The sequence below is a fragment of the Singulisphaera acidiphila DSM 18658 genome (assembly GCF_000242455.2).
Taxonomy (GTDB): domain Bacteria; phylum Planctomycetota; class Planctomycetia; order Isosphaerales; family Isosphaeraceae; genus Singulisphaera; species Singulisphaera acidiphila.
On record NC_019892.1, the window covers coordinates 5818914 to 5834854 of the forward strand.

Genomic DNA, 15941 nt, shown 5'->3' on the forward strand with positions numbered 1-15941 from the left:
GTTCTGACCGCCTTCGATTCGAGCTTCGGCCTTTGATCGTTCCCAACACGATCGACGGCTTTTCGATAACGAAAAAATGATGCGTGATGGGCCGGTGGTGTGGAGTCGTCTGAGCATTCAAATAGAGAAGAGAGCGGGTCCCTTCCACGACTCGAGAAGGATTTCGTCCATGCAACGACCGTCGACCCGGGGCCGGAAAACGGCCCGAGCCGGACTCGCCCTCGCCCTGCTTGCCCTACTGATTTCCGGAGGCGCCGACGGAGGTCTTGGCGCGGGCGCCGACCTGGAATTCCTCGCCCAGCCGGCCAGGCAAGCCTGGAGCCGGGGGGTCACCTGGTATCACAAGACTCCGCCTGCGGATCGGGTGACCTGGGGAGGCTTAACCGCCTGTGCGGGGCTCGGGGTGTTGGTGCTTTTCGGCCGCCTAGTCCGTTTGCGGACGAACCGGAACGTCCCCCGCGACTTCCACGCTCGCTTTCTCGTTCGGCTCCAGGACGGTAAGCTCGACCGGGGGAAGGCCCTCGACTTCTGCGAACTCAACCCAAGTCCTGCCGCGCGGGTGGCGCTGGGGGTTGTCCGCCGCTGGGATCGGCCCGTGACCGATCAGGAGCGGGCGCTTGCGATGACGGTCCGGGTCGAGGCCGAGCGGCTCCGGCGGAACGTCGGAACGCTCCGCCGAATCGCGGCCTTGGCCCCCTTGCTCGGCTTGCTCGGCACACTCATGGCGACCACCCGGGCGCTGACGACGACGGGAACCGACTGGGCTCCCGCCCTCGGTACGGCCCTCGGGCCGTTTACTGCGGGAGTCGCCCTGGCGATCCTGGCTTTGGTAGCTTATGACGGATTGGCAGGCCGGATCGACGCCCTCGTGGGCAACCTCGAAAGAGTCGGCACCGAGACCGTCGATGCGATCGCGATGAATACGCCGCCGGAACCTCGGGCTGGCCGGACGCCTCACTCGCTCCGGGTCGAGATCCCTGAACCTCATCTTCGCCCGATCGATCGCGAGAACGACTACGCCTGAATCAATCTGGCGCGTTGGTCGGCAGAGTCGGTATACGATGGAATCCTCCCTGTTCAATGAACCGAAACCGACCAAGGCCCTGGATCCCTGTCGAGGCATGACGCGATGACCGGCCTGAACCTGGAAAGCTTCCTCCACTTACTCAGGGCCGATGTCGGCGTTTGGACGACCCTGGGTGTCATTGCGCTGTTGCTTGCGTTGATGACCTGGACGAGCTGGGGTTCGCGTCGTGTTTTGCGCAAGTGCCTCGTCCTTTCGGTCGCGTCGCATATGGTGCTCGGCTTCTATGGGAGCACGCTGCCGCAAGTGCTTCTGGCACTCAACCCCAAGGAGAAGGGGGAGTTGACGCGCGAGCGGATCCGCCAGATCCGGGTCACTCCTTGGTCGGAAGGACCGATTCGACCCGGGAAGCTGGCGTCTGGCGGGCGCGGCAAGTCAATGCAGGACCCATGGGACAGGCCGCGCGATGGCTTGGCATTGAACGAGGCCAAGGTCGCTGCGCCTCGTCCTGAAGCCGCCCCTTCGGAGTTGGCCCGTCCCGATGTGATGCCCGAACCTCCACCGCCGATCGTGCCTGACGTCAAGCCGACGATTGCGGTGGTCGCCGAGCCGCCCGCCGCCACGGAATCCGTCGCGCTCGAGCCGCCGCAGGCGCAGACAGCGCCGAGTGATCCCAGTGAGATCGCGGCTCCCGTGCTCACGGCCGCGACGGCTCCCGAGGCCGATCCGTCGTCCCCTCTCGACCGGATCCCCGCGCGGCCTCGCGCGGGTCAGGTTGCCCCGCCCGATCAACGGCCCGGGGCGGGAATTAAGCGGTCCGGCGAACTCACGCTCGCTGCGCCTGCTTCTGCCCCCTCACTCGCGATGCCGGCCGTCCCCTCGCTCGATGCCCTGGCGCTCGCTCGACCTGAAAGTACCGAGCCAAAGACTGATTCGCGACGAGAATCGGCCGGGACATCCGGTGCGGGGGCCGCGCCTGGTGAGGTTGTGGGTGACCCGGCGTCATCGGGAGTGGATACGCGGTTGACTCGCCGCTCCCAGGCGGCTCCCGCCCCCCCCGAACTGGCCGGGACCGATGTTCGCCGCCTCTTGCGTACCCAACGCGAGGCCCTGGTCCCCCCTTCGCCCGTCCGATCCTTGGCCGAGTCCGTGGGACCGCTCACCCTGTCGCGTGCGACTCCGAATGGCCTTCCCCGGCTCCCTGAAATCCAGGGGGCCATCGGGGGGCGTCCGTTGCAGGATGTTCCCGAAGTCTACCGCTCACGCCTTGACCCCAACCGCTCCTCCCTGGCGCAGCGGGCCGGAGCTACTGCGGCGAGTGAGCAAGCCGTGGAACGGGCACTTGCCTGGCTGGCTCGCCACCAAGACGCCGACGGTCGTTGGGATGCCGGCGTCGCCCGCCATGCCGATGGCACGCCCGTCAAGGGAGATGATGACTTCACCGTCCATTGTCCCCCCGGTGAACCTTGTGCCGGCGAATGCCTTTATTGGGAGGCCGACACCGCTGTCACCGGGCTGGCGCTGCTGGCCTTCCTCGGTTCGGGCTATACCCACACCGATGGAAAATACGCCGATGCCGTTGGCAGAGGCCTCGAATTCCTTCGTCTCACTCAGAAACCGGACGGCGACCTGCGCGGCGAGAGCCGGTCGGTCGGGATGTATTGCCACGCCATGGCCACCCTGGCTCTCTGCGAGGCATACGCCTTAACAGGGGACGTGCAACTTCGCACTTCCGTCGAGCGTGCGGTCGGCTTTTTGAGCCGCTCCCGCGCTCGCGACGGCCTCTCCTGGCGTTACTTGCCCGGGGCGGAACGGGGGGATACGAGCATCCTGGGCTGGGTGGTCATGGCGCTGAAGTCGGCCAAGGTCTCGGGCATCCCGATCTCCGCCACGATCCAGAGCGGCACTCTCAGCTGGCTTGGTAAGGTGGCCAGCGGACCCGAGCGAGGACTCGCCAGCTATCAGCCCGGCCAACCCGCCACTCCCACCATGACTGCCGAAGCCTGGGTTTGCCGCCAGTTCCTCGGAGTCGGCGGGCCGGGGCCGATGAGCAACGAAGCGGCGAGTTACTTGCTCGAGAATGGGCCGGGGAAGAAGGGCCGCGACTCATACAACCTTTACTACTGGTACTATGGGACCCTCGCCATGTACCAGCAAGGAGGGGACGCCTGGACTCGATGGAACGATCGTGTCCGCGACCAGATCGTCCGCCGACAGCAGCTCGAAGGCCACCGCGCGGGAAGCTGGGACCCCGACGACAGCGACTACGGAGCTCGGGGAGGCCGGATCTACTGCACGGCCATGGCGACCTTGACCCTGGAAGTCTATTACCGCTTCCTCCGGCTCTACGAGGAACCGTCCACCACACCCGCGACCCCTCCCCCAGGTCGCTTCACCCGAACCCCCTCGCGCGATCGATCCTGACTCGGTGATTACTCAGCTTGTGTAGCAGGCTTCGACTAGCTGAGCCTCACTTCACACACAGCCCAAGCTGTAGCTCGGTAGCATTCATCTCAGCCCCCGCATACACACCCTCCTCCTGACGGAACCCACCAGGGAACTGCGTCTGGACCCTGATTGGCGTCCGGCTCAAACCAGTATCCGTCGGAGTTCGCAACACTAGATATTGCCCACCGCGTCTACTCATAAAAAAACGAAGCAGAGCGCGCCCACTTCTTAGGAGTTGTTGTTTTGGAAACACACGGCAAACTCCCCAATGGCCACGCCGAGAGAAGAGGTCTATTCTCTCGTTCCTCAAAAATCATCAGGCGATAACATGAGAAATGCGAAGGATTTAAGTGAACCGTATGAGTGAAACGGGAGCAAACGATTGACTCCTGCCCGGACCCTGTTAATATAGTCCTTGTTGCCTGTGTCACCACGGGTGACAACGAAACGGCCGGCTGACCTGGGACGGGAAACCGATCACCAGAACAGCGGGCCGTGATGTTGTCGGTAGAGTCGGCCGGCGTGACACGCCCCCAGGGCAAGTCACTCCGGCCAATCGCTTCGATAGCACGCTCGTTCTTTGACAATCCGGTCGATCGTGGTTCTTGTGGTTGAAGAGAACCTTTGAGGGAAGCCGGCGTGGAGCCGTTTGAGTCGTCTCGACCCCGTTTGGTTGGAGGTCGAATCGCGACGGAGACGGATCCAACAGCCAACAGCACGAGGGAGCAGGGGCGTGCCCCGGCGAACTCGAGCTGCGACCAGTTAGCAAATTCCTCAACCCTTTTGAAGGTGAGGACCGGCTCTCATTGCTCTTCGGAGTAAGAGAGACGACCAATCTCGAAGGGTTTGATCCTGGCTCAGAATGAACGTTGGCGGCGTGGATTAGGCATGCAAGTCGAACGGGCCGCAAGGCCAGTGGCGCAAGGGTGAGTAAGGCGACGGTAACCAACCCCAGGATTGGGTATAGCCGCGGGAAACCGCGGGTAATCCCCAGCGACGCAACGACACCGGCATCGGTGTTTTGCCAAAGCTTCGGCGTCGTGGGACGGGCTGTCGTGGTATTAGCTTGTTGGCGGGGTAATGGCCCACCAAGGCTGTGATGCCTACCGGGCGTGCGAGCGTGGCCCGGCACACTGGGACTGAGACACTGCCCAGACTCCTACGGGAGGCTGCAGTCGAGAATCTTCGGCAATGGGCGCAAGCCTGACCGAGCGACGCCGCGTGGAGGATGAAGGCCTTCGGGTTGTAAACTCCTGTCGAGGGGGAAAAAGGGCTGAAAAGCCTTGATTGATCCCTGGAGGAAGCACGGGCTAAGTTCGTGCCAGCAGCCGCGGTAAGACGAACCGTGCGAACGTTATTCGGAATCATTGGGCTTAAAGCGCGTGTAGGCGGATTCGTGCGTCTGTCGCTGAAATCCCCCGGCTCAACCGGGGAACGGGCGTGGATACGACGAGTCTGGAGGGGCATAGGGGGACCTGGAACTTCCGGTGGAGCGGTGAAATGCGTTGAGATCGGAAGGAACGCCCGTGGCGAAAGCGAGGTCCTGGATGCCTACTGACGCTGAGACGCGAAAGCCAGGGGAGCGAACGGGATTAGATACCCCGGTAGTCCTGGCCGTAAACGATGGGTACTGGATAGGGGGCTCGCCGATGGGCTCCCTGTCGTAGGGAAACCGTGAAGTACCCCGCCTGGGGAGTATGGTCGCAAGGCTGAAACTCAAAGGAATTGACGGGGGCTCACACAAGCGGTGGAGTATGTGGCTTAATTCGAGGCTACGCGCAAAACCTTATCCCAGGCTTGACATGCACGGATTAGCCGGCGGAAACGTCGGTGAGGCCGCAAGGAACAACGTGCACAGGTGCTGCATGGCTGTCGTCAGCTCGTGCCGTGAGGTGTTGGGTTAAGTCCCCTAACGAGCGAAACCCCTGTGTCTAGTTGCCAGCGGGTAAAGCCGGGAACTCTAGACAGACCGCCGGCGTTAAGCCGGAGGAAGGCGGGGATGACGTCAAGTCCTCATGGCCCTTATGCTTGGGGCTGCACACGTACTACAATGGGGCGGACAGAGCGTTGCTAGGCTGCAAAGTCATGCTAATCGCAAAAACCGTTCCTCAGTTCGGATTGCGGGCTGCAACCCGCCCGCATGAAGCTGGAATCGCTAGTAATCGCGGATCAGCATGCCGCGGTGAATGTGTTCCTGAGCCTTGTACACACCGCCCGTCAAGCCACCAAAGCGGGGGGCATCCGAAGTCGCCGGAGCCGCAAGGCAGGCGCCGAAGATGAAACCCGTGATGGGGACTAAGTCGTAACAAGGTAACCGTAGGGGAACCTGCGGTTGGATCACCTCCTTTCTAAGGATTTTTCTTAGAAAATCTCGGCTTTGAGAATCGAGGGACGTGGCTTCGGTCACCGTCGCGATTCGAGAAGAGCCGCATCGGCACCGTCTCCTTGATCAGATGGTTTTTACGCCGGCTTCCCACGAAGGTTTTCTCACCACGAACACGATCGACCAATGAGGGGACCCCTCATCCGAGGGGTCCTTTCTATTTCTCTCATTGCTTTGCACTGCTGGGTGCGGGGTGCGACCGTACGCGGTCTCACCCCCTGGCCAGCGGCCAGTGCGGATTCCGAGCATGGCTCTTCAAGGCTTCGGCCTTGCGGGGTTGTGATGGGAATTCGGTTGCTCTTTCACAATCCGGTGGTTAGGTCACGCAAGTGAGAACCGCAAACAAGTGGTCGTGGCAGACCAAGTAGAAGAATCTCTCCACAATACAGTGGAACCCTTACGGATGCGTGAGTGTCGATCGCTGCGACAGCGACCGGCCTCACAATGGGGATCGTTACCCAAGTGAGAGTGAACCTGCGTCGCGAGACGCTGGACACTCGATCGAAGATAGATCGGGGACTGACCCCTCGCAGATTCGGCTGTCGAGCTTCCTTCGGGAAACCGCGGCGTCCGGATCGGCGTGGTCAAGCTCCTAAGGGCACGGGGGGGATGCCTAGGCGTCATCAGAGAGACAGGCGTGGAAGGCTGCGATATGTCCGGGGGAGTTGCCCAACGAACGTCGATCCCGGAATGCCTGTAGAGACCCGGGGAACTGAAACATCTCAGTACCCGGAGGAAAGGAAATCAACCGAGACTCCCTCAGTAGCGGCGAGCGAACGGGGATCAGCCTAAACCGCGTGGGACACCACGCGGGGTCGTGGGGCCGATAACATGGGATGAGTGAGCGTCAGCCGAAGCCTCCTGGAACGGAGCGCCAGAGCGGGTGATAGCCCCGTAGGCGACGATGCAATCTCCCCTCTTCGGTACCCGAGTAGGGTCGGGCACGTGAAACCCGGCCTGAATCGGCGGGGACCATCCCGCAAGGCTAAGCACTCGATGACGACCGATAGCGAACCCAGTAGGGCGACCGAACGGTGGGAAGAACCCCGATGAGGGGAGGAGACTGAACCTGAAACCCCGTGCCTACAAGCGGTGGGAGCGCGATGCCTTCGGGCCGCGTGACCGCGTGCCTTTTGCATAATGATCCGGCGAGTTACTGTATCCGGCCCCAGGTTAACCCCTTCAGGGGGGGAGCCGTAGCGAAAGCGAGTCTTCATCGGGCGCCATAGTCGGGTGCAGTAGACGCGAAACCAGGTGAACTACCCATGGGCAGGTTGAAGCGACCCTAACCGGTCGTGGAGGACCGAACCCACCAGTGTTGAAAAACTGGGGGAGGACCCGTGGGGAGGAGTGAAAGTCTTATCAAACCTGGAGATAGCTCGTTCTCTCCGAAATGGCTTTAGGGCCAGCCTCGGGACATATCGTGCGGGGGTAGAGCGACGGAATTCGGTAGGGGGGCTTCCCGCCTACCCTCCGAAACCCAACTCCGAATACCGCACGACGGACCCCGGGAGTCAGAACGTGGGGGATAAGCTTCACGTTCAAAAGGGAAACAACCCAGACCGCCGACCAAGGCCCCCAAATCGACGCTCAGTGGCAAAGGAAGTGGGATCGCGGTGACAGCCGGGATGTTGGCTTAGAAGCAGCCATCATTTCAAAAGTGCGTAACAGCTTACCGGTCGAGCCATCCCGCGCCGAAAATGACGGGGACTAAGCGTCGTGCCGCAGTCGCGGATCAGCAATGATGGTAGGAGAGCGTCGCCCACCGCAACGAAGCTGGATGGAAACGACCAGTGGAGCGTGGGCGAGTGCGAATGCCGGAACGAGTAACGACAAGACAGGTGGGAAGCCTGTCCGCCGAAAGCACAAGGTTTCCTGGGGAAGGTCAATCCGCCCAGGGTCAGTCGGGACCTAAGGCGAGGCCCAAGGGCGTAGCCGATGGACAGACGGTTAATATTCCGCCACCCGATGGTAAGGTTGAACGACGGAGGACGCCGGTTCCAGTCAGGTCAGGGTGTTAGATTACCCTGTGCCGCAAGGCCGACAGCATTCGATCTGGAAGCCTGATGACGAGCCGGCCACGAAAAGCCCCGTCGGGACGAACCATCCGGCCCGTACCGCAATCCGACACAGGTGTGCTAGGCGAGTATCCGAAGGCGTTCGGGAGAACCCTCGTGAAGGAACTCGGCAAAATGACCCCGTACCTTCGGTACAAGGGGTGCTCTCCGTAAGGAGAGCCGCAGAGAATCGGCTCTAGCGACTGTTTATCAAAAACACAGGACTCTGCCAACTCGCAAGAGGACGTATAGAGTCTGACGCCTGCTCGGTGTCGGTAGGTTAAGGGAGCCGATGAGGCGTAAGCTGAAGTTGGCGACCGAAGCCCCGATAAACGGCGGCCGTAACTATGACGGTCCTAAGGTAGCGAAGTTCCTTGTCGGGTAAGTTCCGACCTGCATGAATGGCGTAACGACTGGAGCACTGTCTCCACGAGGGACCCGGTGAAACTGTAGCCGTGGTGAAGATGCCACGTACCCGCGGTCAGACGGAAAGACCCCGTGAACCTTTACTGCAGGTTGGCACTGGGTCAGCGTCCTTTCTGTGTAGGATAGGTGGGAGGCCGTGATCCGGCGGCGCCAGCCGTCGGGGAGCCACTGGTGAAATACCACCCTGAAATGACTCTGATCCTCACCGGTCCGTAGCCCGGACCGGGACCGTGCTCATCGGGCAGTTTGACTGGGGCGGTCTCCTCCCAAAGAGTAACGGAGGAGTGCAATGGTACCCTCGGCCAGGTCGGCAATCTGGCAACAAGAGCGCAAACGTAGAAGGGTGCCTGACTGCGAGACCCATCAGTCGAGCAGGGACGAAAGTCGGCGTTAGTGATCCGGCGGTGCTGGATGGAAAGGCCGTCGCTCAACAGATAAAAGGTACTCCGGGGATAACAGGCTGATCTCCCCCGAGCGTCCATAGCGGCGGGGAGGTTTGGCACCTCGATGTCGGCTCATCGCATCCTGGGGCTGGAGAAGGTCCCAAGGGTTTGGCTGTTCGCCAATGAAAGCGGTACGCGAGCTGGGTTCAGACCGTCGTGAGACAGGTCGGTCCCTATCTGCCGTGGGCGTAGGAAACTTGCGAAGGGTCTCCCCTAGTACGAGAGGATTGGGGAGGACCGACCTCTGGTGTACCGGCTGTCCTGCTCAGGGCACCGCCGGGTAGCTAGGTCGGGAAAGGATAAGCGCTGAAGGCATCTAAGCGCGAAGCCCTCTTCAAGACGAGGTTTCCAGCACGCAAGTGCGAAGGCTCCTGGAAGACGACCAGGTCGATAGGCCGGGAGTGCACGGCGAGTGATCGCCGCAGCCGACCGGTCCTAACAGCCGATCGCTTGACCACCCCGATCCGTCCGCCGGTTCCCATCAGGGAGGCGAAGGACAGGAATCAGGGTTGCATCATTCACCGATCGTATTCGATCGATCACACGGCGACGTATTCCCATCCAATAACGGGGACCACGCGTCGTGAAGAGACTCGAAGTCGGTTGGTCATGCCCATGAAATCGCGGTTTGAGCTTGCGTGACGACCACTGTGAGAGTAAGCACACGTGACCGGCGGGTTTGATCGCCTGCCGGTTGCTTTTCCGGCGAACATACTGACGGGGTCCCACCCGTTCCCATTCCGAACACGGCCGTTAAGCCCGTCAGGCCCATGATAGTGCCTTTGGCGCGAAAGTCGGTGATCGCCGGAATCCTTTTCAAGACGCCCCGATCCTTCTTCATCGAAGGGTCGGGGCGTTTTTCGTTGCGCCGTCGGAATTTCGCTTGCCCCAAAAAAGTGACGGGAACGTTTGCCAGGGGGCATGCATCTTTACTAGCCCCGAAGGGGCGACCGTTCCTAGCCCAGGGTGCAAACCCTGGGACCTTCCTCGACGTCCCATGTCACTCCCCCCGCCCAGTCGCGGCGGAGGGATAAGCAGGAAATAAAAATATCTTATTCTGGATCATTTTCAGAGGCTTGCGCCCCTGGCTATTGACGGTCGCCCCTCTGGGGCTACAAGAAATCTGCCAATTTGGAATCGGCCTTGGGGACCATCGTAACTGGATTTGCCAGCCTCGTTCCAAGCCGAAAAAGGATGCCATGTTGATGCCTTTTTGTTTGCGTTGGCTAATGCAGGACCCTTTTGCTTCTCATGGTCTTCATTGAGCCGATTCCATGGAATTGTCCACGGCCGGAAGACTTGGCTTGGGATCCGTCGCCTTCGACTTGCCGTATCTCTGACAAATGTTGTGGCCGGTTCTGGCTCGTGGGTCGTGGCGCGAGTACAATCGGGTTCGCAACGGGTGAAATCGAGTCGTCGTGAAGTCGGGGGTGGTGCGTTGATCGGGCTACCGATAGTCTGGGCCCAGGCGTCGGGCACGAACGCCAATGCACTGGCTCTCTTGTCTTTACGACGTTGGTACTCGAGTTTGACGCTTTCGTCACCCGAATCGGTGCCAAGCCTGTTCGGGCTCTGGGCGTTGCTGTTGGGGTTGGCCACGTTGCTGGTCGTGGTGATGGTGTCTCAGGGGCCGAAGCGGGCTCTGGGGCAGTTGTTTGATTTTCCCGGACACTTCCGGCTCATTGCCGGTGCCCTGACTCGGCTTCGCCGCTCGGGCCGGGTGGTGGCAGTGACGATCGGGATGACCGTCCTCGCCTGGACCGTGGGCCAGATCCGGACGTATCACATGGCTCAGGGCAAAGACGACCTGATCCTCCTGACCAAGGCGCGGGGACTGGGCGAACTTGCAGTCGAGCAGGGGATCCTCGCGGGTCTGACACCCTTACGCGACCTGGCCGGGCTGGCGGATAACTTTCCGTTGCTGCTGTTGGCGACGATTGTTCTGTTCCGGGTGTCGGTGGAACGGTGGGGAGGGGCGTATGTTCCGCTCTCTCTGCGGCGAGATCGACAAGTGATGTGGGGTGAACTTGTCTGGGGGAGCGGATCGCTTTATCTCTTGTATCGGCTTGTTTCTCTGGCGTCAGGCACCGGCGACCTGCCGTTGGGCGGTTGCATGGTGCTTGAGGTTATCATTATCCCTGCCCTCATGTTGCTACTGGATGCCACTCTGTTGAGCTGGGTGCTCGTCGAACTCCGCAACGCAGGTCTGGGGGATACGGGGAACGATGCGCTCGACACGAATGACGTGGTTCGTCTGATCCCGGGTGTCATGCTGACCTGTCTGGCGGTCTTGCCTGCGCGTTACCTGGCCACGGCGGTTCTGTTGGCGACGCTCGACATGCCCGGCACGACCACGAACTCTCTCTTGGGACGGTATGTGCGCTGGCAGTTGAATTGGGGTTTGGCCGACCTCCAAGGTGCCGCCTTGGTCGTCACCGGGATGGCCGGCGTGGCCGCCTGGACCCGGGGCACGATGTCAGGCCTGGTGCGCGGGTATTCCCGCTTACTCGCGGCTGAGGGAGGGCATTTGGCTGCGTTGCTGGTCCTGGCGGGGTTTGCGGCCGGGACTCTCTCGGCAATGGCCTACATGATCGTGCTGTCGCTCCCCGCGCAGACCTGGGTCCTCGCGGCTGCCGACGGCTACGCTCACTACGCCACCCTCCCGGTCGGTCTGGTGACCCTGGCGGCCCTCGTCGAACTGGGTGAGCGTTCGCTCCCCGTGGCGTCTCTCGCCCCCGAAACCGATGCCGAGGCGGACCCGATTTCAGCCTGACGCCGATTCGTCCGCACCTCGGACCCAGTTTCTTCGTAGTCAGGAGAGGCCGGCGAACTTTTCGACCACTGGGAGACTCCAAATCTTGGTCTCGCCAGGCGTCAGAGGCCATGGCAATGCGATCAAGGGGGAGCCAGGTTCGACGGTCTGGTTCGCTTGACAGGAACGCGATTACGGAGTTGTAATGAGGAGGACGGCCTGGTCTTCCTCCGGATCTGCTCTGCCGCACCTGCCATGGAGGCCCCATCTGCCGTTCCCTCGGGTTTTCAACGACCACCCGATGGCGATTCTCGACCCAGGTATTCCCCAACGATGCGTTGACAATTTGGAACAGCCTCGTTTCGAGGACACCTCGCCGCGCGCGCGACTCCGCGAGCGCTTTAGACCACGGGTCGATCCCTTGTCCCGCGATGCGCCCTGCTCGACGGATCCACCTTCAGGAGGGAATAGGATAATGTCCACAGGAACGGATCTGATCGCGTCGCTTGCCAGTCGCCAAAATCTGGCTGACTACCAGAAGAAGCACTGGCACGGCACGTTTGCCGACTATCTCGATATTGTTCGCCAGACCCCCCGGGTGACCCGCACTGCCTACCAGCGGGTCTATGACATGATCCTCAGTCATGGAACTGAGGAGATCATGGTCAACAAGGAAAAAGGGGTTCGCTACAAGTTCTTCGACGACCTTGAGTGTGGTGGCCAGGACGCGATTTTCGGTCTGGACCGGACGTTATTGAACCTGGTCAATATCCTCAAGAGCGCCGCTCACCGTTATGGAACCGAGCGCCGCGTGCTGCTCTTGCATGGCCCGGTGGGCAGCTCAAAGAGCACGATTGCCCGGCTGCTCAAGAAGGGGCTCGAACTCTATTCGAGGAGCGACAATGGAGCACTCTACACCTACGGCTGGAGGGAGGAAACGCTCGACGGGAGTGAGACGTTCGAAGACTGCCCGATGCACGAGGAGCCGCTCCACCTGATTCCGGCCGAGTTCCGCCCGGCTTTGCTCGAGCAGCTCAACGCCGGTACGAACGGCTCGCCTGCGTCCGACGACTACGAGTTTCAGGTCACCATCGAGGGGGATCTCTGCCCCTACTGCCGGCAGATGTTTAACGAGCGGATGGAACGCTATGACGGCGACTGGTCGAAGGTCCTCGGTGACATTCGCGTCCGTCGCCTGATCCTCTCCGAGCAGGACCGGATCGGGATCGGCACCTTCCAGCCCAAGGACGAGAAGAACCAGGACGCCACCGAACTGACGGGCGACATCAACTACCGGAAGATCGCCGAGTACGGCACGGAGAGTGACCCGCGCGCTTTTAATTTCGATGGCGAATTCAATATCGCCAATCGTGGCATCATTGAATTCATCGAGGTCCTCAAACTCGACGTGGCGTTCCTCTACGACTTGCTGGGCGCCAGCCAGGAACACAAGATCAAGCCCAAGAAGTTCGCGCAGACCGACATCGACGAAGTCATCGTCGGGCACACCAATGAGCCGGAGTACAAGAAACTCCAGTCCAATGAGTTCATGGAGGCCCTGCGTGACCGGACCGTGAAGATTGACGTTCCTTACGTCACGCGGTTGAGCGACGAGGTCCAGATTTATCAAAAGGACTACAACAGCCGAAAGGTCCGAGGCAAGACGATCGCGCCTCATACCTTGGAAGTCGCCGCGATGTGGGCCGTCCTGACCCGGCTCGAGGAACCCAAGAACGCGGGCCTGACGCTGCTCCAGAAGCTCAAGCTGTATAACGGCAAAACACTCCCCGGTTTCACCGAGGACAACATCAAGGAGCTGCGCGAGGAGGCCGAGCGCGAAGGGATGCACGGGATCAGTCCCCGCTACGTGCAGGACAAGATCTCCAACGCCCTGGTCGCCCACGCCAACGAACGGTCCGTCAACCCGTTCATGGTTCTCAACGAACTCGAGGCGGGTCTCAAGCATCATTCGCTGATCAACAGCGAAGATGTTCGCAAACATTACAAGCACCTGCTCGCCGTCGTGAAGGAAGAGTACGAAGACATCGTCAAGAACGAGGTCCAGCGCGCCATCGCCGCCGATGAAGACTCGCTTGCCCGGCTCAGCGGCAACTACATCGACAGCGTCAAGGCCTACACCCAGCGCGAGAAGGTCAAGAACAAGTACACCGGCCAGACCGAAGAACCCGATGAACGGCTGATGCGTTCGATCGAAGAGAAGATCGACATCCCGGAAAGTCGGAAGGACGACTTCCGCCGCGAGATCATGAACTACATCGGAGCCCTCTCGCTGGACGGCAAGAAGTTCGACTACAAGGCCAACGAACGGCTGCAAAAGGCCCTCGAGTTGAAACTTTTCCAGGACCAGAAGGATACCATCAAGCTGACAAGCCTCGTCACCAGCGTTGTGGACAAGGACACCCAGGAGAAGATCGATATCGTCAAGGGCCGCCTGATCCGAAACTACGGCTACGACGAGGATTCGGCGACCGACGTTCTCAACTATGTCGCCAGTATCTATGCCCGAGGCGACGTCAAGCGCGGAAGCCACTGAGCGCGCTCGGAGGCCCCGGCCCGACGAGGGGCCGGGACGCCTCCGCGAGAATTCTCGAAGGGTAATTGGATATTGATGTTGCTCCGGTCTAAAATTTGCTGTGGATAGTGCAGGCGATCCGCAGCGGATTCGGGCTGGCCGATTGCCGCCTCTTTGAGCAGAGCCTCCTCCCCGCCTGTCTTTCTTTTTTTCACTTTCCATCGCCTGACTTGATCTTTGCCATGTGGTTTGCGGTCGGACCCAAGGGCCGCGAGTGCGATGTGCTGCGCTCTCTCTGAAGTCAAGCGGAACAGAGAAGGCGGGCTGGGTCCGACGGGGGCAAGGTGAGCGGGCGGAGTGGTCGGCGCGGCGCCTTTTTTTGACCATCAAAAAAAAAGGCGGGCACGAGTCGGCTGTCCCCCAACGGTGAGGGTTCAACGACCGTGGTGCGAAAAATCGAGCGTGATGCGAATCGGTTCAAGCAGATCGTCCGGGGTAAGATCAAGACCGACTTGCGGAAGTACATCACCCATGGCGAGATGATCGGCAAGACGGGGGGCGAGCTCGTCTCGATCCCGCTGCCGCAGATTGATATCCCTGAGTTTCGCTACGGCCCCAAGAATAGCGGGGGAGTCGGTCAGGGGCCGGGGGACGTGGGCACCCCCATCGGCCGCGCCGGCGAAGGCGACTCGCCCGGAGGCGCGGGCGAAGCGCCCGGCCATCACATCCTCGAGGTGGAGCTGACGCTCAACGAACTGGCCGAGATTCTCGGGGAAGGGCTGGCGCTTCCGCGGATCATGCCCAAGGGGCGGGCCAACATCATCGAGGAGAAGGACAAGTACACCGGGATCCGTCAGGCCGGTCCCGAGAGCCTTCGCCACTTCAAGCGGACGTACAAGAAAGCGCTCAAGCGTCAGATCGCCTCAAACACGTATAACCCGTCCGACCCGATGGTGATCCCGGTTCGCGAGGACAAGCTCTATCGGTCGTGGAACCCGATCCCGCTGCCGCACTCCAACGCCGTGGTCCTCTACCTGATGGATGTCTCCGGGTCGATGACCGACGACCAGAAGGAGATCGTCCGGATCGAGGCGTTCTGGATCGACACCTGGCTCAAGAGTCAGTACGACGGCGTGACGACTCGTTACATCATCCACGACGCCGTGGCCAAGGAGGTGGATCAGCACACGTTCTACCACACCCGCGAGAGCGGCGGGACTCGGATCAGTTCGGCCTACAACCTCGCCAACCGGATCATCGACGCCGAGCACCCGCCGGCGGATTGGAACGTCTACGTGCTCCACTTCTCCGATGGAGACAACTGGGGCGAAGACAACCGCCAATGTATCTCCTTGCTCCGCGACCAGATCTTGCCCAAGTGCAACCTCTTCGGCTACGGGCAGGTGGAAAGCCCCTACGGTTCGGGGGAATTTTACCGGGAGTTGGAAGAAGCATTCGACAGTGTGCCGAACTTAGCGCTGTCCGAGATCCGTAACAAGGACGGGATCTTCGAGTCGATCAAGGAGTTTCTGGGCCGAGGGCGGTAGCTCGCTTGCCCCCTTGGTCCTTGCTTGGCGTTGAGGTGAATCCCCATGGCTGTGTTTCGCGTCCCCTATCCCGAAGATCCCGAACGTCGCCAGGCCCTGTTCCATCGCGTTGCCACCGCCATGGCCCGGCACGGTCGCTACGAGGGGACGACCGAGCAAGGACACTTTGAGGGGACGACCCCGCTCGGTAAGTTCGCCGGATCGTATCGCGTGGTCGAAGGTTCCCCCGAGTTGGAAATCGAGCTCACCAAGAAGCCGTGGCTCGTCAGTACGCACCTGCTCGAGCGCGAGGTCCGCAAGATGTTGGCCCAAGCGTAAAAAAAAGAAT

The 15941-nt window shown here is 61.0% G+C and carries 6 protein-coding genes and 3 rRNA genes; all 9 read left to right on the forward strand.

The genetic code is table 11. The features are described 5' to 3' along the window. The first annotated feature begins 169 nt into the window (after window positions 1–169). The 9 genes from SINAC_RS23000 to SINAC_RS23040 all read left to right on the forward strand — a co-directional run bounded on the left by SINAC_RS23000 (window position 170) and on the right by SINAC_RS23040 (window position 15931). Window positions 170–1024 carry a MotA/TolQ/ExbB proton channel family protein gene (locus SINAC_RS23000; protein ID WP_015247984.1) on the forward strand — a complete coding sequence of 285 codons (855 nt, stop codon included), beginning with the start codon at window positions 170–172 and terminating at the stop codon, window positions 1022–1024. Window positions 1025–1129: 105 nt separating this feature from the next. Further along, on the forward strand, window positions 1130–3448 hold the full coding sequence (locus SINAC_RS23005; protein WP_015247985.1) for a prenyltransferase/squalene oxidase repeat-containing protein: 2319 nt from the start codon (window positions 1130–1132) through the stop codon (window positions 3446–3448). Window positions 3449–4306: 858 nt separating this feature from the next. Continuing rightward, window positions 4307–5820: ribosomal RNA gene (locus SINAC_RS23010) — 16S ribosomal RNA — on the forward strand. A gap of 617 nt (window positions 5821–6437) precedes the next feature. After that, a 23S ribosomal RNA gene (locus SINAC_RS23015) occupies window positions 6438–9239 on the forward strand. Window positions 9240–9482: 243 nt separating this feature from the next. After that, window positions 9483–9591: ribosomal RNA gene (gene rrf, locus SINAC_RS23020) — 5S ribosomal RNA — on the forward strand. The 16S, 23S and 5S rRNA genes sit together here, the layout of an rRNA operon. Window positions 9592–10183: 592 nt before the next feature. After that, window positions 10184–11554 (forward strand): hypothetical protein, encoded by a 1371-nt coding sequence (locus SINAC_RS23025; RefSeq protein WP_154673874.1) that lies wholly within the window; start codon window positions 10184–10186, stop codon window positions 11552–11554. 454 nt (window positions 11555–12008) lie between these two features. Further along, window positions 12009–14087 (forward strand): PrkA family serine protein kinase, encoded by a 2079-nt coding sequence (locus tag SINAC_RS23030; RefSeq protein WP_015247987.1) that lies wholly within the window; start codon window positions 12009–12011, stop codon window positions 14085–14087. A gap of 422 nt (window positions 14088–14509) precedes the next feature. Next, a complete protein-coding gene (locus SINAC_RS23035) occupies window positions 14510–15613 on the forward strand; it encodes a DUF444 family protein (protein ID WP_015247988.1) in 1104 nt (367 codons plus the stop codon). A gap of 45 nt (window positions 15614–15658) precedes the next feature. Beyond that, complete coding sequence (locus SINAC_RS23040) at window positions 15659–15931, forward strand: hypothetical protein (RefSeq protein WP_015247989.1); 273 nt, start codon at window positions 15659–15661, stop codon at window positions 15929–15931. Window positions 15932–15941 lie beyond the last annotated feature (10 nt).

Coding starts and splice junctions, on each gene's coding strand:
- SINAC_RS23000 (WP_015247984.1), top strand. CDS start 170: ATGCAACGACCGTCGACCCGGGGCCGGAAAACGGCCCGAGCCGGACTC.
- SINAC_RS23005 (WP_015247985.1), top strand. CDS start 1,130: ATGACCGGCCTGAACCTGGAAAGCTTCCTCCACTTACTCAGGGCCGAT.
- SINAC_RS23030 (WP_015247987.1), top strand. CDS start 12,009: ATGTCCACAGGAACGGATCTGATCGCGTCGCTTGCCAGTCGCCAAAAT.
- SINAC_RS23040 (WP_015247989.1), top strand. CDS start 15,659: ATGGCTGTGTTTCGCGTCCCCTATCCCGAAGATCCCGAACGTCGCCAG.